Here is a 23,552-nt window from a genome sequence, read left to right as displayed (position 1 = left end):
GTTGAATATTAAAAATTAGTAAGATGATTAAAAGTAGTATAGATAAAGCAACTGGTTTCGAACGTAGGTTTGAAAATATTAATACTAGTATTTTTGAAAATGCTAAAAAAGGTTCTATAGCTGTTGCTCAGCAAATAGCAAATGTTATCAAAGATAAACAAGCTAAAGGTGAAAAATGTGTGTTAGGGTTAGCAACAGGTTCTTCTCCAAGAGATGTGTATGCCGAGTTGGTAAAATTACATAAGAATGAAGGGTTGAGCTTTAAAAACGTAATCACTTTTAATTTAGATGAATATTATCCTATGGACGAAAACTCTGTAAATAGTTACAGACGTTTTATGAGGGAAGCTTTGTTCAACCATGTTGATATAGATGCAGATAACTGTCACGTACCAGATGGTTCTTTAGATAAAGATAAAATACAAGAATATTGTACAGCCTACGAATCTAAAATTGAAAAATTAGGAGGAATTGATTTACAGTTGTTAGGAATTGGTTCAAACGGTCATATTGGTTTTAATGAATCAGGGTCTTTACAAAATTCTAAAACAAGATTGGTGGCCTTAGATTATTCAACTCGTTTGGCTGCAAGTAAAGATTTTGGAGGATTGAGTAATACACCAAAAACAGCGATTACTTTAGGAGTTAAAAAAATAATGGAAGCTAAAGAAGTTATTCTTTTGGCTTGGGGTGAAGGAAAATCAGCTATTATAAATAAAGCTGTTGAAGGTACTGTAACCAATCAAGTTCCAGCTTCATTTTTACAGGAACACAATAATGTGACTTTTGTAGTAGATAGAGAAGCTTCATCAAGATTAACCAGAGTAAAAACGCCTTGGTTGGTAGAAAAAGTGGAGTGGAATGAGCAGTTAACTAAAAAGGCGGTTGTGGGATTGGCTTTAGAATTAGACAAGCCTATTTTAATGTTAACAGATGCAGATTATATTGAAAACGGAATGAGCGATTTATTGGCTGAGTTTGGTAATTCGTATGACATCAATATTAAGATATTCAATAACTTACAAAACACCATTACAGGTTGGCCTGGAGGGAAACCTAACGCAGATGATAGCAGAAGACCTGAAAGAGCTGAGCCAGCAAGGAAAAGAGTATTGATTTTTAGTCCACACCCAGATGATGATATCATTAGTATGGGAGGTACTTTCAAAAGATTGGTAGAGCAAGGGCATGATGTACACGTGGCTTATCAAACTTCTGGAAACATTGCTGTTGCTGATGATGAAGCTTTGCGTTTTGCAAACTTTGTAACAGATTATAATCAGCAATTTGGAATAGATAATAAAGATGCTGAGGAGATTTACGAAAAAGCAAAATCTTTCTTAAAAGATAAAAAAAATAGTGAGGTTGATATTCCTGAAGTAAGATATATTAAAGGAATTATTAGAAAAGGTGAAGCTCGTGCAACAAGCCATTTTGTAGGTTTAGAGGATCATCAAATTCACTTTATGAACTTACCTTTTTATGAAACTGGAACCATTCAGAAAAATCCTATTGGAGAAGCAGATATTCAATTAACGATGAAGTTGATTGAAGAAATTAAGCCTCACCAAGTTTATGCAGCAGGAGATTTAGCAGATCCGCATGGAACACATAAAGTTTGCTTGGATGCTATTTTTGAATCGATGAAAAGATTAAAATCAAAAGATTTTATGAAAGATTGTTGGTTGTGGTTATACAGAGGAGCATGGCAAGAATGGGGAGTTGATGAAATTGAAATGGCTGTACCAATGAGTCCAGATCAAGTATTAGAAAAGAGATATGGAATCTTTAAACATCAATCTCAAAAAGATGGTGTCGTTTTCCAAGGAACAGATAGTAGAGAATTCTGGCAAAGAGCAGAAGATAGAAATAGCGAAACAGCTAAGTTATATCAAAAATTAGGGTTGGCAACTTATGCTGCTATGGAAGCTTTTGTTAGATGGGAATACTAAAAAATTATGTTTTTAAGTTCCGAAAGGACTTGAGTTTTATTAGGTTTCTTATTTGGGCTGCTTTATAATCTGTAGCCCATCTAAGATTTTAAAGATTAAATTTACTTACCTTACCCTTAGACTAAAAATCCCTCTATCTTATTTTGATAGAGGGATTTTTTATGTTGTAAAAAGTAGATTAAAATAAACCGTGTACCTGTGCATCAATTCGGTCAATAATAGTCCCTAAATCTTCGGGATTGCTTACATAGTCTAAGTTGTCAATATCAATAATAAGCTTTTTCCCTTTGTCGTAAGAAGTAATCCAAGCTTCATATCTTTCGTTCAATCTGCTTAAATAATCAATATTAATAGAGCTTTCATACTCACGTCCTCTTTTGTGAATTTGTCCTACCAAAGTCTTTATATCAGCTCTTAAATAGACCAATAAATCTGGAGGTGTTACCAAGTTTTCCATCAATTCAAATAACTGACTGTAATTGGTAAAATCCCTGTTGGTTAACAAACCCATGGCATGTAGGTTGGGAGCAAATATTTTTGCATCCTCATAAATGGTTCTGTCTTGAATAATGTTTCTACCACTTTTCTGAATTTTTAAAATTTGTTCAAAACGAGTGTTTAAGAAATAAACTTGTAAGTTAAAAGACCAACGTTCCATTTCGTTGTAAAAATCATCTAAATAGGGATTGTCTTCAACACTTTCAAAATGTGCATCCCACTTATAGTGTTTGGCTAAAAGTTCTGTTAAGGTAGTTTTTCCCGCTCCAATATTACCGGCAATTGCTATATGCATAGGACTTGTGTGTTTAAACACTAAAAATAGTTAATTTTTAGGAATAGAAAGTGTGTAGATGTTGTTCTCCTTAAAAAAATAGAGTTTGTTATTAATTACTTCAAATGATTCAATTTTATCAGGAGTAGAAAGGATTTTATTATTTTTTTGATATAATCCTCCATTTTTAATAACATAATTATTGGTAAGGGATAGGGGTAAAATAATGTTTTCTATATTGATGGCAGCTTCTTTTCTTGCTAAGAAGTTAAATTTTATCAATTGATTTTCTTTGTTAACCACCAATGCTTGATTTAAATTTCCTCTTAATTCTAAAATATTTTCTTTAAAAGGAATTGAAGTAATTTCCGTTTTTTGGGTCTTAAAATTGTAAAGTTTTAACATCATGTCCATGTTGTCATACAGCCAAATTTTGTCTTTACTGGCATTGGCAATAAGTTCCGTACCAATGGGTACTTCAAATTGTGTTATAAAACTTAGTTGATTGTCCAATAGTACTACTTTGTTAAAAAATTTGTACAGTAGTAAAATTTGTAGCGGATTGCTAATATCAACAACATCGGGAGTGCCGTATTCTATGTTTTTGTAATCGTTCTTTAAACTGCTTTTGTGTAAGGCATTGTTTTGTAAATAATAACAGTTTTCATAGATGTCTATACCTATAAATTTAGTTACCTCTTTAATCAATACATTTTGACAAAAGCAGTTTAAACAACAAAAGAATAATAAAATCCAAAGTTTCATGTTCAAATATAGACTAATAAACTTTAGGTTTTTCGTTTGGGTTGTATTCAACACCCATTAAATTTCCGTATCTGTGATAATTGTGAGAATAACTTTGTTCAATTAAATAATTTAATAGCTCAATACGTCCGCTATTTCTAGGTTCATCTCTATATACATTGATGGCATTTTGGTGACATCTAATTAAAAAGTGATCAGATAAAACTCCTAAGGCTCTTACACAAGTAAAATCTTTTGGGTGATGTTTTAGGGCATTACCACATGTGTCTTTAATTAATGGAATGTTTAAAAATTTAGCAATGTATTCTACTTTGTCAATGTGTTTTTGAGGTGTATGTACATCATAAAGTAATAGAATTTCTTTATAAGTATTATAGCTACAGATATTGTATTGACCACGTAGGTTTACATAATCTATTTTTTTGCTGAATAATTCATCATACCATTTTTGATAATCTTCTTTCCAATCTGTGGTTTTAGATTTGATGTTGGTAAACTGTAACACATAATTAATTCCACCGGCTTTCATTCCAAAACCAAAACAAGAAGCTTTAATTCCACCAAAAGGCTGTCTTTGTACAATGGCACCTGTGGTAGATCTATTTACATATTTATTTCCAGCCTCAATATGTTCGTTCCAGTAGTTAATTTCATTGTCATCTAAAGATTCTAGTCCGGCTGTTAGTCCATATTCTACATTGTTTGCAATTTCTACAGCATGCTTTAAATCGTCTGCTTTTAAAACAGATAAAATAGGTCCAAACAACTCATTTTGATATGGATAATCCTCCATAGTTACATTCCAAATAATTCCAGGGGATAACATATGGTTTCCGTTTAATCTTGGTTTAACCAACCATTGATCATCTGGCGTATTTTGAATTACGTGTTTTATTTTTTCTGAAATAGGAACTGCCAATGGTCCAATTTCGGTAGCAAAATCCCAAGGATTTCCAAATACTTTACTCATGGCAGCATCTTTTAATAAAGCTTTAAATTCTTTATCGTTAAAAACATCTTCTGTTAAAATTAACAAAGAAGTCGCAGAACATTTTTGACCAGCATTACCAAATGCAGATTGAACAATATTTACACAAGCTTGTTCTTTATCAGCTAAACTGGTTACAATCGTACTGTTTTTTCCACCAGTTTCTGCATATAAGTTTAACTGTGGGTTTCTTTCTAACAAGAAGTGAGCAGTTTCTGTACCACCAGTTAAAATTACAGCATCAAAAATATTTCCATTTCTTAAAAAATCATCTAAAATGCTTTCTTCACAAGGTAAAAAGTACAATGCATCTTTAGGAATTCCTGCTTCCCATAAACATTTACAAGTTAAATAAGCACAGGCTGATGCATTGGTTGAAGGTTTTAAAATTACTTTTTTACCGGCGGCTAAGGATGCTAAAGCACCTCCAATAGGAATGGCAATAGGGAAATTCCAAGGAGATAAGATCAAGTTAATTCCTTCGTCATCGCTGGTAAATTCTTTGGCAATTTCTAAACTACTTTCAGCATAAAAGTTGGCAAAATCAATCGCTTCAGAAACCTCTACATCTACTTCTTTTATGGTTTTACCAAGCTCTGCTACAGCAACACCAATCAAATCAGCTCTATTTTTTTCTATTTCTAAAGCGGCTTTTTTAAGTAAATCAGCCCTTTTTTCAACCGTAAAATTTTGCCACTCTGTAGGGGTGTCAATAGCTTTTTGATAATCTTCTTTAATGGCCATTTCGTAATCCCAAGGTGGAGTACCAGACCAGTTACTTACTTTAATAGTATATCTCTCATTATTGTCTAATTCACCTACAACAGGAATGGTGGTTCCAATAATGTTTTCAGGGGTTTCCCAATCCGTTTTAATTTTTTGAGCCCAAGTAATATTTGCAGGTAAGTTCCAGTCTGTATTTGGGACATTTTCAAAACCTTGCATTAACTTAGGTTTCTCATTATTCCTATCCTGTTTTCTACTAGGACTGGTGTCTAAATCTTCCATTAAAGAAATAGATTTTAAGAATTCTTCTTTTAGATTGTCCCATTTAGATGAACCAACTTTTAAATCGTAACCTTCTTTTAAAAAGTTTCCTGCTTGGGTACCTTCATCTAGCCTTCTAACCAAATAAGCAATGGCAGCGTTGTATTGGTTTTCTTTAACAGTTGGGGTGTATAATAGTAATCTTACTTTTTCAGCCAATAAATTGTCAACTGTTTGATTGGCCATTCCTTCTAACATTTCAAAATCAACACAATCTTCTAGTTGATTTTGTTTTACTAATTGTAAAGCAAAAGAAATATCAAAAATATTATGCGATGCCACTCCAACATTTACCACTCTTGCCGATTGTGGTGTTAACATTTCTGATAGTATTTTTTTGTAATTGGCATCGGTTTCAGGTTTAGAGCTAAAGGTTGCTAGTGGCCAGTCTTCAATAGAAGATTCTGTCATTTCCATTTCCATATTGGCACCTTTTACTAATCTTACTTTTACAGATGAACCACCGTTGTTAACTCTTTTATTTGCCCAAGTAAAAAGTTTACGGTAATAGTGAATCATTTCGGGAATGTAGGCTTGTAATACAATTCCTGCTCTGATGTTTTTGTATTCTGGTAAAGACAAGGTTTTGATAAAGACATCAAAGGTGATTTCTAAATCTTTGTACTCTTCCATGTCTAAATTCACAAATTTCTGAACGCCTGTTTCTTTTTCAATCTTTAAGATTTCATCATAAAACATAGCCAACCTATTGGAAAGTTTGTCAACAGTATCTTCATGAGCTAAAGACGATATCTGAGAAAAAATAGTAGAAATTTTAATAGAAATGTAGTTTACATCTTTTCTGTTTAACAAGGTTAAATAACCTAAAATTCTTTTTTGAGCTTCGTCTTCTCCAATCAATGCTTCACCAATTAGGTTTACATTTAAAGTGATATTCTGATTTTTTCTTTTTTGTGCATGTTTCTTAAATTTTTGACTGTTGATAAAAAAAACAACATCACTGGAAGTAGCTTGAATTTTCTTTAGCATAATAGATACACTAAAGGTTGGAATGATTTTTCCTACTACAGAAAATGTCTTTAATAATACGTTTTCTATAGGAGTGAATAAGGCTTGATAATTTTTGTGTGTTTTGAGCAGATGAATAACGTGTTCAGCAACTTTTTTATAATTTTTAGATCGGAAAGCAACATCCATCATTTGTATTAAAAAATGTTTGGATTCTGGAACTTCTATAATTGTTTTAAGCCGATCTGCAAAAGGATTTTTTGCTGTGTCAGTTTGTTTTGTTTGTAATTTTTCTGCTAATCTTAGGGTGTTTTGTATTTGTTTCTCCATATTCCATTAAGTTAAAAAAATAGGAGGGGATAACCAAAAAAAAGCCTTGATAATCACTATTATCAAGGCTTTTATAAAAATATGTTAAAAGATTTTACAAATTAAAAGCTTTTTTAACTTGATCTACATAATCTAACTTTTCCCAAGTAAAAGTTTCTACTTCAATTTCTTTTCTTCCCTCGTAGGGAGAATCAAAAACTACGGTTTTAATTTCTGGAGTTCTACCCATGTGACCATAAGCAGCAGTTTCTGTATAAATTGGGTTACGCAATTTTAATCTAGTTTCAATCGCAAATGGTCTCATGTCAAAAATAGAAGTTACTATTGCTGCAATTTGTCCATCTGTTAAATCAACTTTACTAGTTCCATAAGTATTTACAAAAATCCCCATAGGTTCCACTACTCCAATAGCATAAGAAACCTGTACTAAAATTTCAGTAGCAACTCCTGCAGCTACCAAGTTTTTGGCAATATGACGAGTAGCATAAGCAGCAGAACGGTCTACTTTACTAGGGTCTTTTCCAGAAAAAGCACCACCACCGTGAGCACCTTTACCACCATAAGTATCTACAATAATTTTACGACCAGTTAAACCAGCATCTCCATGAGGTCCTCCAATGACAAACTTTCCTGTTGGGTTGATGTGGAACTTAATGTCATCTCCAAACAATGCTTGAACTTCTTCGTTAAAAGTAGCTTTTACTCTAGGGATTAAAATATTAATAATATCAGCTTTGATTTTTGCTAACATACTCTCGTCATCAGGTCCAAAATCATCATGCTGGGTTGATACTACAATCGCTTCAATACGTTCTGGTTTGTTATCGTCAGAATATTGCAGAGTTACTTGCGCTTTTGCATCAGGACGTAAATAAGTAATATCCTTCATTTCTCTACGCAAAGCAGCCAATTCTTTTAACAAACGATGAGAAATTTCTAAAGCCAATGGCATAAAATTTTCTGTTTCGTTAGTTGCATAGCCAAACATCATTCCTTGGTCCCCAGCTCCTTGTTCTTCTTTACTAGCTCTATCAACTCCTTGATTAATGTCTTGAGATTGTTCGTGAATGGCAGATAATACACCACAAGAATTCCCATCAAATTGATAAGCTCCTTTGGTATAACCAATTTTGTTGATGGTATCACGTGCAATTTTTTGAACATCTAAATAAGCTTTAGATTTTACTTCTCCAGCTAAAACAACTTGTCCTGTCGTTACCAAAGTTTCACATGCTACTTTAGAATCTGCATCATAAGCTAAAAAATGATCAATCAATGCATCAGAAATTTGATCTGCAATCTTATCTGGATGTCCTTCTGAAACGGATTCAGAGGTAAATAAATATGACATATCTATTTTTGTTTTTATTAAATATTTATTGTGCTGATGGCCTTGGTCGGCTAAAGAAGTAGATAATTACTGCTTTAGCTCTTTATTTCTTACAAGGATTAGTTGTAAAAGAGGTGGCAATCAGTTCAAATCTTTCCCCTTTTTTTGTGAGGACAAAATTATAAAAAAGAAATGGAATACCCTCTCTAATAAATCTATTCTTTTTTTTTGAATTTAATAATAAGGTAGATAATCTGAATCTATGTTTTATATATTTGTTAGTTAGATGACTAGAAATTATTAAAAAAATAAAAATGGAAAATCAAAGATTAGAAACTTCAGCATTACATGCTGGGCATGATGTGAGTAACACTCAAGGGACAAGAGCGGTACCTATTTATCAAACTTCGTCTTATGTGTTTAATAATACGGAGCATGCTGCAAATTTATTTGGCTTAAAAGAGTTAGGATTTATTTATACAAGATTAAACAATCCAACCAATCAGGTTTTACAAGATCGTTTGGCAGCTGTAGAAGGAGGAATTGGAGCAGTGGTTTTTGCTTCGGGAACTTCTGCTATTGCAACAGGATTGATGACTTTATTAAAAGCAGGAGATCATATTGTGGCTTCTAGCAGTTTATACGGAGGAACATTTACCTTGTTAAATGTTACGTTGCCAAGATTGGGAATTACCACTACGTTTGTAGATGCATCAAATCCAGAAGAATTTAAAGCAGCTGTACAAGATAATACTCGAGCATTTTTTGTAGAATCTCTAGGGAATCCAAAATTAGATGTGTTGGATTTAGAAGCGATTGCTGAGCAAGCAAAAGCTGCAGAGGTACCTTTTATTGTTGATAATACAGTTGCATCACCTGCGTTGTTAAATCCAATTAAACACGGTGCGAACTTGGTGATTCATTCTTTAACAAAATATATTGGAGGTCAAGGAAATTCTTTAGGAGGAGCAATTATTGATGCCGGAACATTTAACTGGGCAAACGGAAAATTCCCTGAATTTACAGAGCCATCAGCTGGTTATCACGGATTGGTGTATCACGAAGCATTAGGAGCGGCAGCTTTCACTTTTAAATTAATTTTAGAAGGGTTACGTGATTTTGGGGGAGCTTTAAGTCCAACAAATGCTTTTAATATTATTCAAGGATTAGAAACTTTACCAGTAAGAATTAAACAACATTCTGCAAATGCATTGGAGTTGGCTACTTGGTTAGAAGAAAGAGAAGAAGTTGCTTGGGTAAATTATCCAGGATTAAAATCTAGTAAATACTATGATTTAGCTAAAAAATATTTGTCAAACGGACAAAGTGGATTGGTTACTTTTGGTTTAAAAGGAGGTTATGAAGCGGCTAAGAAATTTACAGATGCTACCGAAATTTTCTCTTTATTGGCAAATATTGGTGATACAAAATCATTAATTATTCACCCAGCAAGTACTACGCATCAACAATTGAGTGAAGCAGATCAAGCAGGAGCAGGAGTTACGCAAGATTTAATTCGTTTGTCTGTTGGTCTAGAAAATATAGAAGATTTAAAAGCAGATATTGTACAAGCATTTGGTAAAATCTAAGTGTATTTTATATTTGTGTTTTAAGATTAAAAAACCATCACTGCACAGTGATGGTTTTTCTTTTTTAAGTCTTTTACACATTTCTTTTATTTCGCAATTTATTTTATATCTTTGCTTCAGCTCATTATGTATTGAAGTAAGTTATCATGAAAGGTAGAGGGAATAGACCCGTTGAAGCCTTAGCAACCCTTTTTTAGTTTATAAAAATGAAGGTGCTACGTTCTACCAACGTTTGTTGGATAGATAACACAGGAGCAATTCTCTTAAAAATCACGATAACTTAACAACACACATATTATTCACTCTAAAATTATTTAGAGTAGAAGGCTATTTGAGTATAAATGATTTTACGACATTGAATAAAAGTTTACAACATAGAACCCTAAAAGATTACACTACCTTGGTTGGTGTAAATTATTCTAGCTTAGAACTTTCTTACGAAGTTTTTGGCCAGCCATTACACACAGCTCCTATTGTGTTAGTTAACCATGCCTTAACAGGAAATTCTGATGTTGCAGGAGAACATACAGGTTGGTGGAAAGGAATTGTTTCCAAAGGGAATTTGGTGGATACAAATAAGTATACCATCATCTCTATTAATATTCCAGGAAATGGATATGACAACAAACCAGAAAACTTAATAGAAGATTACAAAAGTTTTACAGTTAGAGATGTAGCACAATTATTTGGATTGCTGTTACAAGATTTAGGAGTGACCAAGTTGCATGCAATTATTGCAGGTTCTTTGGGAGGTGGAATTGCATGGGAAATGGCAGTGTTGTTTCCTGATTTGTCAGATTATATCATTCCTATTGCTTCTGATTGGAAAGCTACAGATTGGATTTTAGCTCACAACAAAGTACAAGAGCAAATTTTGTTGAACTCTAAAAAACCTGTTCACGATGCTCGTATGATGGCGATGTTGTTTTACAGGACAGCAGCTTCATTTAAAGAAAAATTTAATAGAACTCAAAACGAAGCATTAGGAATTGCCAATGTAGAAAGTTGGTTGTTACATCACGGATATAAATTAGAACAAAGGTTTGAGTTAAAGGCTTATCAAATGGTAAATCATTTACTGAGTACTTTAGACATTACTGCGGAAAGAGGAACTTTTGAAGAAGTGGCCAAATCAATTAAAGCAACCATTATTCAAATAGGAATAGATTCTGATTTCTTTTTTGTGCCAGAAGAAAATAGAGAAACTCAAGAAGTTTTAGAAAGAATAGGAGCAAATGCCTCCTATAAAGAAATCACTTCTATTCATGGACACGATGGGTTTTTGGTAGAAGATGAACAGTTAAAGGAATTATTAAAAGACGTTTTTTAATAATTCAGGAATTAAGGAAAAAGAATTTTAAATGTTAGGTCTTCGAGCGTAGTCGAGAAGTAGAAATATTAAAAGTTTCGAAAGCGAATTTTAAGGAATTGAAAAATGTGCTAAAAGCAAATAGCTTAAAGCCAAAAGCCTGAAAAGAAATGAAAGTATTAAAATTTGGAGGAAAATCATTGGCCAACGGAGAAGGGATTAAAAGCGTTGTATCCATTCTTTTAAACAAGATAAAAAGTAAAGAAGAAATTGTAGTAGTAGTTTCCGCAAGAGGAACAGCTACTGATGATTTGTTTGAATTGTTGGAAAGAGCCAAAAAAGGAGAAGATTATCAATCTGCTTTTGAAACTTTTAAAAATAATCAATTAGAACCTTTTTCTACTGTAGATTTTTCTCAAGAATTTTCTTTTTTAGAAAAGATTTTTGAAGGAGTAAATTTATTAGGAGATTACAGTCCAAAAATCAAAGATTTGGTGACTGCGTATGGGGAGTTGTTGGCTGGTAAAACAGTTACAGCGCTGTTAAAAGAGAACGGTGTAAATGCTCAATATACAGATTCTAGGGAGTTGTTTAAAACAGACAATGTGTATGGAGAAGCTACTTTATTAGAAGAGATTACAGAAGAAAACACCAAAAAGTATTTTAAAAATATAGATTTAACAACAACAGTTCCTGTGGTTACAGGATTTGTGGGGGCAAGTTTAGAAGGAGAAACAACTTCTATTGGAAATAATGGAAGTAATTATTCTGCTTCTTTAATAGCAGGATATTTAAATGCAGAAGAGTTAGAAAATTACACCATTGTAAGTGGAATTTATACAGCAAATCCGCTGTTGGTTTCTAATGCACAAAAAATAAATCATTTGTCTTTTAACGAAGCGAATGAATTGGCAAACTTGGGAGATAATGTTTTAGATGCCAAAGCGATTATTCCTTTGGTAAAAAAGAATATTTCTTTGCGAATTTTAAACACGTTTGAGCCAGAGAGCCCTGGAACTTTAATCAATGCTGAAGCGAGTTCTAAAAATGGAATCAAAGCTATTTCTGTACAAGAAAACATGGCTTTGGTAAGTTTAGAGGGTAGAGGTTTGTTAGGTAAAGTGGGAATTGATGCTCGTTTGTTTGCTGCTTTACAAAAGGAAAATGTTAGTGTTGGAATTATTTCTCAAGGTTCTTCTGAAAGAGGGATTAGTTTTGTGGTAAACGGTAAAGATGCGCACAAAGCAAAAGATGCATTAGGGAATGAATTTAATTTAGACTTTTTAAGCAATGATATCAATAGAATATCTATTACAAGAGGAGTTGCAGTAGTGTCTATTTTAGGAAATTCATTAAGTTCTTTTAATACATCTTATACTGCATTGGTTAATAATAATATCAAACCATTATTAATTAATAACACAGTAACGGGTAATAATGTTTGCTTGGTAATAGATAATAAAGAGTTAAGAAAAGCAGTAAACGTAATGCATGGAGAGATTTTTGGAATTGCCAAAAAAATCAATGTAGCAGTATTTGGTGTTGGTTTGGTTGGGGGGACATTAATCAAACAAATTTTAGAGAGTAAAGAAAATATTCTGAAGCGTAAAGGAATAGACTTAAATGTTTTTGCAGTAGCAAATTCTAAAAAAGTGTATTTCAATGCCGATGGAATTCAAGCTACTTGGAAACAAGATCTCAAAGAAACGGGAATTCCGTATAAAGGAATTGATGCGATTGTAAAATATGCAAAAGACCATCATTTAGGAAATTTAATAGCGGTTGACAATTCTGCAAGTGCAGGAATGACAGAAAATTATATTCCATTAATTGAGAGCGGTTTTAACTTAGTGTCTTCTAACAAAATAGGAAATACAAAATCGTTAGATTTTTATCATGAATTGCGTTTGGCTTTAGCACAAAATAGAAAACAATATTTGTACGAAACCAATGTTGGAGCAGGATTGCCTTTAATTGATACCATTAAATTGATGCATGCCTCTGGAGAAAATATCACAAGAATTAAAGGAGTTTTCTCTGGAACGTTAAGTTATTTGTTTAACAATTTTTCTGCTAAAAATGTAAAGTTTAGTGAAGTGTTGAATGAAGCAGCGGAACAAGGGTTTACAGAACCAGATCCTAGAGAAGATTTAAATGGAAATGATGTTGGTCGTAAATTGTTGATTTTAGCACGTGAGTTAGATTTACAAAATGAATTTAGTGATGTGGAAATTCACAATTTAATTCCAGAACATTTAAGAGATGGTGATACGGCTTCTTTCTTAAGTAAGCTAGAAGAGTTAGATCCAATCTATCAAGAAATAAAAGACAAACAAGAACCAAATCATGTATTGCGTTATATAGGTGATTTACATGGTGATTTGGCTTCGGATAAAGGAATTTTAGAAGTGAAATTAGTTTCTGTACCTCGCGATTCGGCTTTAGGACAAGTAAAAGGAGCCGATTCTATTTTTGAAATTTATACAGAGTCTTATGGAGATCAACCGGTAGTAATTCAAGGAGCTGGAGCTGGAGCCAATGTAACTGCTCGTGGGGTCTTTGGAGATATTATGAGATTAACGGAACTTGAATTGTAAATTTAAGTTAGTACTGAGTAGTCAGTACAAAGTAATTAGTTTAAAAGAATGTAAAACTATGTACTCAGTACTCGGTACTTTGTACTAAAGCGAATAAAATGAGCGACAATAAGAAAAACTTCGAAACCCTAGCGGTAAGAACGCAGTCAGAAACTACTCAGTTTTCTGAGCATTCAGTACCCTTATATTTAACATCTGGATTTGTTTTTGACGATGCCGAGGAAATGAGATCTTCTTTTGCTGAAGAAAAACAAAGAGATTTATATAGTAGATACAGCAATCCTAACACTAATGAATTTATTGAAAAAGTTTGTTTGATGGAAGGTGCTGAAGCTGGTTTTGCTTTTTCAAGTGGAATGGCAGCTATTTTTTCAACTTTTGGAGCATTGCTAAGTGCAGGAGACCATGTGGTTTCTTGTAGTTCTGTTTTTGGAGCTACCCACGGATTGTTTACCAAATATTTTCCGAAATGGAATATCAACTGTTCTTATTTTGATGTAAAAGATGTTGATAAAATTGAAAGTTTAATTCAGCCAACAACAAAGTTTATTTATGCAGAAACTCCAACCAATCCTGGTGTTGATGTGTTGGATTTGGAATTGTTAAGTAGCATTGCAAAAAAACATGGAATCTTATTAATTATAGACAACTGTTTTGCTACACCATATTTACAACAACCTATTAAATTCGGAGCAGATTTAGTTATTCATTCTGCCACCAAATTAATGGATGGTCAAGGACGTGTAATGGGAGGAATTACTGTTGGTAATAAAGATTTAATTCGTGAAATTTATTTGTTTTCACGTTTAACAGGACCTTGTATGAGTCCATTTAATGCTTGGGTATTGTCTAAGTCTTTAGAAACTTTAGCAGTAAGAGCAGACAGACATTGTGACAATGCATTAAAATTAGCAGAATTTTTAGAAAGTCATCCTAAAGTAAAATGGGTAAAATACCCTTTCTTAAAATCTCACCCTCAATACGAAACTGCTAAAAAGCAAATGAAATTAGGAGGATCTATTGTTGCTTTTGAAGTAGAAGGTGGCGTAGAAGGAGGAAGAAACTTTTTTGACAATATAAAAATGTGTTCATTGTCTGCCAATTTAGGAGATACTAGAACCATTGTAACACATCCTGCAAGTACCACCCATGCAAAGGTAGAAGCTGAGGTGAAATTAGCTGTAGGAATTACCGATGGAATGGTTCGTTGTTCCTTAGGTTTAGAACATATAGATGATATCATTGCCGATATCAAACAAGCTTTAGAAGCTTAATAATCATCAAAACCGAGACTGTGAAAAGCTCGGTTTTTTTATGCTTAAAAATATCTGTTTTTATTCTCAATATTCTTTTTCATCAAAATCTTAGGCCTTAACTTAGAGCTAGTAAATATTTAAAAAATACCCATGAATAATTTAAAAGGAAAAAATGCCCTAATTACAGGAGCAGGTAAAGGAATTGGTAAAGCAATTGCTTTAGCGCTAGCAGCTGAGGGTGTAAACGTAGCTTTATTGGCTAGAACAGAAGAAGATTTATTAGCCGTTGCAAAAGAAGCGATGGCTCTAGGTGTAAAAGTTGTTACTGCAGTTGCTGATGTAGCTTCTCTGGAAGAAGTAAATAAATCAACAGGAGTAATATTTAATAAATTTGATCATATTGATATTTTAATCAACAATGCAGGAATTGGAAAGTTTGGAAAATTCATGGAATTAAGTATTAAAGATTGGGAACAAATTATTCAGGTAAATTTAATGGGAACCTATTATGTAACCAGAGCTTTTTTACCACAAATGATTGAAAGAAAATCAGGAGATATTATTAATATCTCATCTACAGCAGGATTGCGTGGTGCAGCAGTAACGAGTGCTTATAGTGCTTCTAAGTTTGCTGTTTTAGGGTTGACAGAATCTTTAATGCAAGAAGTAAGAAAGCATAATATTAGAGTAACTGCTTTAACACCAAGTACTGTGGCTACAGATATGGCAATCGATTTAAAATTAACAGATGGAAATCCGGAATCGGTTATGCAGGCGGAAGATATTGCAGAGGTGATTGTAGCGCAACTGAAATTAAACAAAAGAGTATTTATTAAAGATGCAGGAATTTGGTCAACAAATCCTTAAGAGACTTTTAGAATATTATAAAAATCCCATCATGAAAATGATGGGATTTTTTTGTTTTAAATAATTTTTTAATAAAATTATAGTACTTTGTTTTGCATAGTACCTTTTTTTAAATGTATATTTGCATAAGAAACTACTAACGTTATAAAAAAAGTTATGCTAAATAATCATTATAAAAACATTGCAGCCTTTGTACATCTCTCTAGCTTCAGCAGATTTTTGATTCCTCTGGGTAATTTTTTAGGCCCTTTAATTTTATGGCTTTTAAATAAAGATAAATCGGAGTTTATAGATCAGCACGGAAAACAAGCCGTTAATTTTCAACTGAGTATGTTGTTGTATACCATTGTTATAGGAACTATTTCTATTCCTTTTTTCTTTATTAATCTTTTTCATGGTTTTGATTTTAATGAGTTCCATCACTTTAGTTTTAGTACCAATAAAGCTTTTCCGTTAATGTTTATTGGTGGTGGTTTGGGAATAATAGCAGTTGTAGGTTTTTTATTTGAGTTTGTATTGGTAATTATGGCAAGTTTAAAAGCTAAAGATGGTATGAGTTTTAAATATCCATTAACCATAAATTTTATCAAATAATCTAAAAAATGAAGAGTTGTATTTTAACATAAAAAAGTTTTAAAGAATGAAGATAGAAAACACAAAAGCACAAATGCGTAAAGGTGTTTTAGAATACTGTATACTCTCGGTCTTAAAAGACGAAGATGCATATGTAGCAGAAATTCTAAGCACTTTAAAAGATGCTAAGTTGCTTGTGGTGGAAGGAACCATATATCCTTTACTAACAAGACTTAAAAATGCAGGACTTTTAAATTACAGATGGGAAGAATCTTTGTCTGGTCCGCCTAGAAAATATTATGGTTTAACCGATACTGGTAAACTTTTCCTAAATGAACTAAATACAACATGGAACGAACTGCAAAATGCGGTTAATATAGTAACAAGCCCAAAACCACCAAAAGATGAATAAAACTGTTAATATAAATTTGGCCGGTATATTTTTTCATATTGATGAAGATGCATACCTAAAGTTACAAGGATACCTTACGGCCATTAAAAATTCGTTTGCCAATACTGAAGGAAGTGCAGAAATTATTGCTGATATTGAAACTAGAATTTCAGAGTTATTTAATGAACGTCTTAAAAATGAGAGACAAGTTATAGGTCTTAAAGAAGTTGAAGAGGTCATTGCTATTATGGGACAGCCCGAAGATTATTTGGTTGATGATGATATTTTTGAAGATGAACCTAGGTTTAATTCTTCAAAAAAATCAACACTTAATAAAAAACTTTTTAGAGATATAGATAATTCATACATCAGTGGAGTTTCATCTGGTTTTGCTCATTATTTAGGAATAGATCCTATATGGATGCGTTTGCTTTGGGTATTACTTGTCATGATGTCATTCGGAACTTTTGTGGTTATTTATATTCTTTTTTGGATATTAATCCCTGCTGCAAAAACAACTGCCGAAAAAATAATGATGACTGGGGAGCCAGTAAATATCAACAATATAGAAAAACAAATAAAAGATAGTTTTGAAACAGTTTCTGGCGTCGCTAAAAACGTATCTAAATCTGTTTCAGATACTGCTAAAAAACATGGAGGTGCTGTAAAAAAAACATCAAAAAACTTTTTTGATACTATTGCAGACTTCATCATGGTTGTTGTTAGGATATTTTCAAAATTTATAGGGATAATTATCATTGTTTTTTCAGCTGTTATCCTGATTTCACTTATTTTGGGGCTATTTTCAGTAGGGTTTAAAAATATTTTAAACATTCCTGGTTTAGATTATGTTTATGCATTTAATGCAGGGAATACTCCTATTTGGTTGGCATCTTTATTGGTCTTTTTTACTGTAGGAATTCCTGTTTTTTTCTTGTTTTATTTAGGTTTAAAGATTTTTGTGAATAACTTAAAATCAATTGGGAAAATTGCAAAATTAACGCTGTTAGGTTTATGGCTATGTGCTATTGTTGGAATTGTTATAGTGAGTGTAAGAGAGGTTAGTGAACATTCAATATCAGAAAGTGTGATAGATAAACATGTCTTAAATGTTACATCAAAAGATACTTTAAGAATTGATATAAGAAATAATGATTTGTATAGAAATCACGACTATAATGGTGGTTTTAAAATAGCAAATCATCATGATGATTTAAAAGGGCTTTATGTAAGAAATGTTAGGATTGTAATAAAATCAACCAAGGACTCATTAGTAACTGTAAATGTTGAAAAAACTGCTGATGGAAGTAGTTATCAAAAGGCAATAAATTACGCTAATAATATAAAATATGATTTTGATTTTAAGCATCAGAAGTTGATGTTAGATTCTTACTTGTATACCGATGTAGAAAATAAATTTAGAAATCAGAAAGTAACAGTTTTTGTTTACATACCAGAAGGTGTTATTGTAAACTGTTCTGAATCAACAAGGTTTTATTATACTTATCCATCGATTATAGAAAATAAACAGACCAATCACTATGTAAAAATTATAAAAGATGATGTGCTATGTTTAGATTGTGATGATGATTTTAAAGTAGAGGTAAAAACACCAAAAGTAAAAATAGATGAAGATGGAGTTGAAATTAATGGTGATGAAGGAAGTTTAAAAATTGATAAAAATGGAATTAGGGCAGAGTCCAAAGAGGTTAAAGTAAGGATTAATTCAGACGGAATTGACATTCAGTCAAAAGAAAATTAATCATTCACACTATTATAAACTGTGAGTTTTAGATAAAAAAAATCCCATCATGTTCATGATGGGATTTTTTTGTTAATAATTATTTACTGTACTGGCTTCCAATTTCAGCCAAAGGATCATTTTTAATGTCTTCATAAAATTTAACATAGGTTACATGCATATAAGGAATTAACCATAAAAACCCAATTCCTAAAGTTAAAATACAAAGTAGGCTCCATCCCAAAAATCTTAAATTCAGCCTAAAGAATTTCCATTTGTAACCATACATCATTTCTTTACTTTTTCTTAAGGCAGCTTCGGGTCCTATTTCTGGCTCATCTACCATAATATAAAAAACCATTGAATATGAAATTACGGCAATAATTCCAGGAATAATAAATAATAAACTCCATAAAATTACATACAAAACCATTAACAAATAAGCGATTAAGCAATTAGCAAAGTTGTTAAACCCTTCAAAGATTTGTTTAATATCTTCTTTTTGATTTCTAGAAATAGCCATTGAGAACGTTGCCAAACCATAAGCAAATGGTCCTGCCAATATCAAAGCTCCAATACTCCCAAGAATAGGGATTATAGATAGAGACCCAACGATAATATTATAAATTAAAAAAGTAATAATAGCCATTCCCCATTTTAAATCAAGGGAAGCCCTAGCCTGTTGCATTAATTTGGTGTTTTCAGTTGTCATAGTTTTTATAAATTAATGTTATTTAGAATATGCAAATTAATCATTTTACCTTTAATAGGTTATGTATGTTCCCTGTGTTTTATATCATATTTATAATTATATAATAATTAAAAGAAATTATTTAGTCTGATTACTTATTAGCTGCTGGGAGCGGTTTTGTGGGTGATTTTATAGCTAAACGATTATATTCGCATTAAAAGTTAACAATTGTTATGGAGGATTTGTGATGTAAATTAAACTATACTAAAACTAAACTGAACCATTGAAAAAGAAAATATATTTATCTCCTCCAGATTTAAGGGGCAATGAGAGGGGGTTTTTAAAATCGGTGTTTAAAAGTAATTGGATTACTTCCCAAGGACCTATGCTAAATAGGTTTGAAGAAGAGTTGGCTAAGTATGTAAATATGCCTTATGCTTTAGCTTTAAATTCAGCAACTGCTGCGATTCATTTGGGGTTAAAAATTTTAAAGGTAAAAAAAGGTGACAAGGTATTGTGTCCAACATTTACTTTTATAGCTTCTGTAAATCCTATTTCTTATATAGGAGCGATTCCTGTTTTGGTTGATGCCGAAAGAGATACTTGGAATATTTGTCCTGTTATGTTAGAAAAAGCAATTCTTTCTGAAATTGAAAAAGGAGATAAGCCTAAAGCGCTTATTTTGGTTCATGGTTATGGAATGCCAGCTAAAATAGATGAAATTTTAGAAGTAACTAAAAAATATAACATTTTGGTGTTAGAAGACGCTGCTGCTGCTCTTGGTGCTACTTATAAAAATCAACATTGTGGTACTTTTGGAGATGTTGGAGTGTATTCTTTTAACGGGAATAAAATCATTACCACATCTGGTGGTGGAATGTTGGTTACACATAAAAAAAAACATAGAAAAAAAGCATTGTATTTGGCTACACAGGCTAAAGATTTTGATGGAGAATACAAGCATAGTAAAATAGGATATAATTATAGAATGAGTAATGTTCTAGCTGCTATTGGGGTAGCTCAATTTGCTTTGCTTTCTATTTTTATTAAAAAGAGAAGACAAGGAAATGAATATTATATCAATTCATTAAAAGATTTTGATGTAGCGTTTTTAAATGATAATCTACATACCCAAAGTAATTTTTGGTTAACAAGTTTATTGTTTAAGAATTATGAAATAAAAGAGAAAGTGAGATTGGCTTTGCTTGCCGATGATATAGAATGTAGGTCTTTATGGAGGCCAATGCATCAACAAAAAGTTTATAAAAAATCTATTTTTTATTCAAATGGAAACAGTGATGATTTGTTTGCTAGGGGATTGAGTTTGCCTAGCGGTTCTTCAATGTCTACAAAAGATTTACAAAGAGTTTGTAATGTGATTAAAAGTTGTTTTTAAAACCACTTCTTTTTTCTGAAATAATATACAGAAACAAGTGTAACAATGACCATGACTCCAAGTAAAATAAAATATCCATTATGGGTTTTTAGTTCAGGGATATTTTCAAAATTCATTCCATAAATTCCAGCTAAAAAAGTTAAAGGAATAAAAATCACAGAAAAAATAGTTAAGGTTTTCATAACTTCATTTAATCGATGTCCTTGTATGCTAAATATCAAGTTAATTTTACTTTCCATTTCTTGTAAATCAAAATCAATACTGTTTAGTAGGTTGTGAATTTGTGTACTTAATTCACTGTAAAACTTTTTGTTTATTTTTTGTTGTTCTACTTTTTCTAGCTTGGTAATAATATCTCTTAAACTAGTTGCTGCTTTTTTAAAAGTGATTAGGATGTTTTTTTCCTTTTCTATATTCTGGGTAAATTCTGGAGTAGGTTTTACATCCGTTCCTTGGTTTAAAGTTTCCATTGAAGATGAAATTTTATCATAGGCATCTTCATAATTATCAATAATAGATTCTAGAATTAAGAACAATAAATAATCAGTTTTTTTGTTTCTAACAATTCCTTTGTTTTCTCTAATTCGTTCTCTAATCCACTCAAAATAATCTCCTTTTTCTTCTTGAATACTCCAAAGAATATGAGGAGTTAACACAAAAAACATTTGCTCTGTTTGAAAGTTTTTGGTTTCTGTTTTTAATACTTTTATGGTTACAAAGAGAGCATTGTCTAATTCCAGAACTTTGTTTGGGTGTTTTTCTTCGGCAATTAATTTTAATAAAAAATCATCTAGTAAACTACTGGCAATAATTGTTTTAAATTCTTTTTTATGATGGGTACCATAAGTGTTTAACCATCTTATGTTTTTGTTTTCAGTTCCAAAATCTATTTCCTCTATAGATGTAATAGGGTTTGATTGATAATTCTCTTTAGAATATTCTATCAGTGAAGTACTGTTAAAGAAATCTTTTTTCATAAGGGATATTTTATCTATAATTCTTGATTTTTGATATGCACATCCAATTGATTAAATGGTACCGAAATATCATTTTCTTTAAATGCTTTAGCAATATTTATTCTAATTTCGCTTTTAATTTTTTCAACACCAAATATATTTTCTGTGTAAAAAATAACTGTGAAGTCTAAAGAAGAAGCTCCAAAATCAGAAAAACGTACATCTATCTCTTCTTTTCTAATCACTTCAGGATGAATTTTAGCACTTTCTTTAAGCACATTAATTACCTGTTCTACATCACTACCATAAGCAACTCCAACTTTTACGGTAAATAATGTAGTAGTACCATGATGACTCCAGTTCACAACCTTATTTGTGGTGATTAATGAGTTGGGAATAATAATAGAAATATCATATCTGTTAATGGCTTTTGAGGTTCTTAAGCCGATACTTTGAATTTGAACAACATCATTATCTACTTCTAAAATGTCTCCCACTCTAGTGGTTCCTTCAAAAAGTAAAATTAATCCAGAAATAAAATCGTTAAAAGTTTGCTGTAACCCTAAACCAATACCTACTAACAGAGCAGCAGAACCAGCAAGTAAAAAAGTGATTTCAATTCCTAAACCTTCAAGCATAAAAACAATTCCAATCACCCAAAAAACATAGGAAGATATTTGTACCAAAGCATAGGCGTTGGAATGATCCATATCTGCTTTGTCTCTGTGTTTGTGAATGATTTTAGAGACAATCCAAACTAAAATTTTAGTGAAAATAAAAATGGCGAATACCAATAAAACATTATAAATTTTAATAGAATTTTCTCCTATTTTAATGATTTCAATATTGATAAATTCATTCAATGCATCCATGTAAAATAATTTTACATAAAAATAGACAAAAGCCCTTTAAAAATGGAGATGAAAATATTTATTTATCCACCAATAGCAATCATGCTACGGTTGTCTAAACGCAACTCATCAGTAGTAAATTGTTTTTGAGAATCCATGCCACCACGCATTTTCTTTTTAGATTGAATGGCAATTTTAATGGGTTTTTCTATATTTTCTCCTGCTCTTATAGCGGTTAAAAGATCTTCTTCTCCACCAGAAAATAAACAGTTTTTAAGTTTTCCGTTAGCTGTTAATCTAATACGATTACAGCTATCACAAAAAGGATTGGTTACCGTACTAATAATAGCAAAGCTCCCTTTTGCATTTTTAAGTTGATAGTTTTTAGAAGTATCGTTTGGAGCATCGTTTATTCGTACAATATCACTTGTTCCAAAATGATTTTGTGCCGTTTCTACAATAGTTGCCAAAGAAACTAGTTGATCTAATTTCCATTCGTTCCCATTAAAAGGCATAAATTCTATAAAACGAACGTTAAGCTTGTGGTGTTTGGTAAACTCAATAAAATCATTGATTTCATCATCATTTACATCTTTCATTAACACACAATTAAGTTTTACTTTAAAAAAATCATCGTTGGTAAATAGCATGATATTTTTATATACACGCTCAAAATCTTTACGACGAGTAATTTGGTTGAATTTGGTTTCGTTTAAAGAATCTATACTGATGTTTATTTTTTGAATATTACATTCTTTAAAAACATCCATAAATTTATCGATAATAGCACCGTTGGTGGTAATAGAAAGTTCAACAGGAAGTGTCGCCAATTTTCTTAAAATAATGGCAACATCTTTTCTAACCAAAGGCTCTCCTCCAGTAATTCTAATTTTGGTAACTCCTAAATCCACAAACTTTTTCGCAATTTCAAAAACTTCATCATAATTCATGATATGACTTTTGGGAGATAAAGGAATCCCCTCAGCAGGCATACAATAAGTACATCTTAAGTTGCACTTTTCAGTAATAGAAATTCGCAAATAAGTATGTTCTCTGTTAAAATTATCAATTAATATGTTGTCTGTTTTTTTGATATGCTTTTTTTTATTGTTTATGTGTTGCACTGTGTAGTTGTAGAATTGTTAAAACAGTTAAACGCTTTAACAACTCAACAAATCAACA

18 protein-coding genes and 1 riboswitch are annotated in these 23,552 nt (G+C 31.7%); of the genes, 10 read left to right on the top strand and 8 right to left on the bottom strand.

Translation table 11 applies throughout. The features are described 5' to 3' along the window. The first annotated feature begins 23 nt into the window (after positions 1-23). A complete protein-coding gene (nagB, locus tag QVZ41_RS01810; RefSeq protein WP_302882832.1) occupies positions 24-1,952 on the top strand; it encodes a glucosamine-6-phosphate deaminase in 1,929 nt (642 codons plus the stop codon). Positions 1,953-2,130: 178 nt separating this feature from the next. On the opposite strand, the gene QVZ41_RS01805 is transcribed toward nagB, so the two are convergent. The 4 genes from QVZ41_RS01805 to metK all read right to left on the bottom strand — a co-directional run bounded on the left by QVZ41_RS01805 (position 2,131) and on the right by metK (position 8,174). Beyond that, positions 2,131-2,745: a deoxynucleoside kinase gene (locus QVZ41_RS01805; protein WP_302882831.1), complete on the bottom strand. Its 615-nt coding sequence runs from the start codon at positions 2,743-2,745 to the stop codon at positions 2,131-2,133. Positions 2,746-2,775: 30 nt separating this feature from the next. Further along, positions 2,776-3,489, bottom strand: a complete 714-nt coding sequence (locus QVZ41_RS01800; RefSeq protein ID WP_302882830.1) for a hypothetical protein — start codon at positions 3,487-3,489, stop codon at positions 2,776-2,778. A gap of 13 nt (positions 3,490-3,502) precedes the next feature. Then, positions 3,503-6,823: a proline dehydrogenase family protein gene (locus QVZ41_RS01795; RefSeq protein ID WP_302882829.1), complete on the bottom strand. Its 3,321-nt coding sequence runs from the start codon at positions 6,821-6,823 to the stop codon at positions 3,503-3,505. A gap of 94 nt (positions 6,824-6,917) precedes the next feature. Next, a complete protein-coding gene (gene metK, locus QVZ41_RS01790) occupies positions 6,918-8,174 on the bottom strand; it encodes a methionine adenosyltransferase (RefSeq protein WP_302882828.1) in 1,257 nt (418 codons plus the stop codon). 293 nt (positions 8,175-8,467) lie between these two features. Here metK and QVZ41_RS01785 point away from each other — a divergent pair, with 293 nt between their 5' ends. From QVZ41_RS01785 to QVZ41_RS01750, 8 genes are all read left to right on the top strand, one after another. After that, the gene (locus QVZ41_RS01785; protein ID WP_302882827.1) at positions 8,468-9,742 is read left to right on the top strand and encodes an O-acetylhomoserine aminocarboxypropyltransferase/cysteine synthase family protein; all 1,275 of its coding nucleotides are present in this window, start codon (positions 8,468-8,470) and stop codon (positions 9,740-9,742) included. Between the two features lie 138 nt (positions 9,743-9,880). Continuing rightward, positions 9,881-9,992: riboswitch (SAM riboswitch) on the top strand. A 105-nt stretch (positions 9,993-10,097) separates the two neighbouring features. Next, positions 10,098-11,072, top strand: a complete 975-nt coding sequence (locus QVZ41_RS01780; protein ID WP_302882826.1) for an alpha/beta fold hydrolase — start codon at positions 10,098-10,100, stop codon at positions 11,070-11,072. Between the two features lie 149 nt (positions 11,073-11,221). Beyond that, positions 11,222-13,648, top strand: a complete 2,427-nt coding sequence (gene thrA, locus QVZ41_RS01775) for a bifunctional aspartate kinase/homoserine dehydrogenase I (RefSeq protein ID WP_302882825.1) — start codon at positions 11,222-11,224, stop codon at positions 13,646-13,648. A 98-nt stretch (positions 13,649-13,746) separates the two neighbouring features. Beyond that, a complete protein-coding gene (locus tag QVZ41_RS01770) occupies positions 13,747-14,922 on the top strand; it encodes a trans-sulfuration enzyme family protein (RefSeq protein ID WP_302882824.1) in 1,176 nt (391 codons plus the stop codon). A 132-nt stretch (positions 14,923-15,054) separates the two neighbouring features. Further along, positions 15,055-15,771: a 3-ketoacyl-ACP reductase gene (locus tag QVZ41_RS01765; protein WP_302882823.1), complete on the top strand. Its 717-nt coding sequence runs from the start codon at positions 15,055-15,057 to the stop codon at positions 15,769-15,771. A 156-nt stretch (positions 15,772-15,927) separates the two neighbouring features. Beyond that, positions 15,928-16,365, top strand: a complete 438-nt coding sequence (locus QVZ41_RS01760) for a DUF4870 domain-containing protein (protein WP_302882822.1) — start codon at positions 15,928-15,930, stop codon at positions 16,363-16,365. Between the two features lie 46 nt (positions 16,366-16,411). Then, on the top strand, positions 16,412-16,756 hold the full coding sequence (locus QVZ41_RS01755; protein WP_302882820.1) for a PadR family transcriptional regulator: 345 nt from the start codon (positions 16,412-16,414) through the stop codon (positions 16,754-16,756). Continuing rightward, complete coding sequence (locus QVZ41_RS01750) at positions 16,749-18,497, top strand: PspC domain-containing protein (RefSeq protein WP_302882819.1); 1,749 nt, start codon at positions 16,749-16,751, stop codon at positions 18,495-18,497. The genes QVZ41_RS01755 and QVZ41_RS01750 overlap by 8 nt, the downstream gene beginning before the upstream one ends. 79 nt (positions 18,498-18,576) lie before the next feature. Here QVZ41_RS01750 and QVZ41_RS01745 read toward each other — a convergent pair whose 3' ends face one another. Further along, positions 18,577-19,188 (bottom strand): DUF975 family protein, encoded by a 612-nt coding sequence (locus QVZ41_RS01745; protein ID WP_302882818.1) that lies wholly within the window; start codon positions 19,186-19,188, stop codon positions 18,577-18,579. A 262-nt stretch (positions 19,189-19,450) separates the two neighbouring features. Between QVZ41_RS01745 and QVZ41_RS01740 the strand changes: the two genes are divergently transcribed. Further along, entirely contained in the window at positions 19,451-20,563 is a 1,113-nt protein-coding gene (locus QVZ41_RS01740) for an aminotransferase class I/II-fold pyridoxal phosphate-dependent enzyme (RefSeq protein WP_302882817.1), read from the top strand. Here the strand turns inward: QVZ41_RS01740 and QVZ41_RS01735 are convergent. The 3 genes from QVZ41_RS01735 to moaA form a co-directional block, all read right to left on the bottom strand. Then, a complete protein-coding gene (locus tag QVZ41_RS01735; RefSeq protein WP_302882816.1) occupies positions 20,560-21,540 on the bottom strand; it encodes a magnesium and cobalt transport protein CorA in 981 nt (326 codons plus the stop codon). The genes QVZ41_RS01740 and QVZ41_RS01735 overlap by 4 nt on opposite strands. Before the next feature lie 14 nt (positions 21,541-21,554). Further along, positions 21,555-22,391, bottom strand: a complete 837-nt coding sequence (locus QVZ41_RS01730; protein WP_302882815.1) for a mechanosensitive ion channel family protein — start codon at positions 22,389-22,391, stop codon at positions 21,555-21,557. 62 nt (positions 22,392-22,453) lie between these two features. After that, positions 22,454-23,494, bottom strand: a complete 1,041-nt coding sequence (moaA, locus tag QVZ41_RS01725) for a GTP 3',8-cyclase MoaA (RefSeq protein WP_302882814.1) — start codon at positions 23,492-23,494, stop codon at positions 22,454-22,456. Positions 23,495-23,552 lie beyond the last annotated feature (58 nt).

Source organism: Wenyingzhuangia gilva (assembly GCF_030519655.1).
Lineage (GTDB): Bacteria > Bacteroidota > Bacteroidia > Flavobacteriales > Flavobacteriaceae > Wenyingzhuangia > Wenyingzhuangia gilva.
Note: the sequence above shows the minus strand (reverse complement) of the source record. Positions and strands in the feature narration are given on the sequence as shown.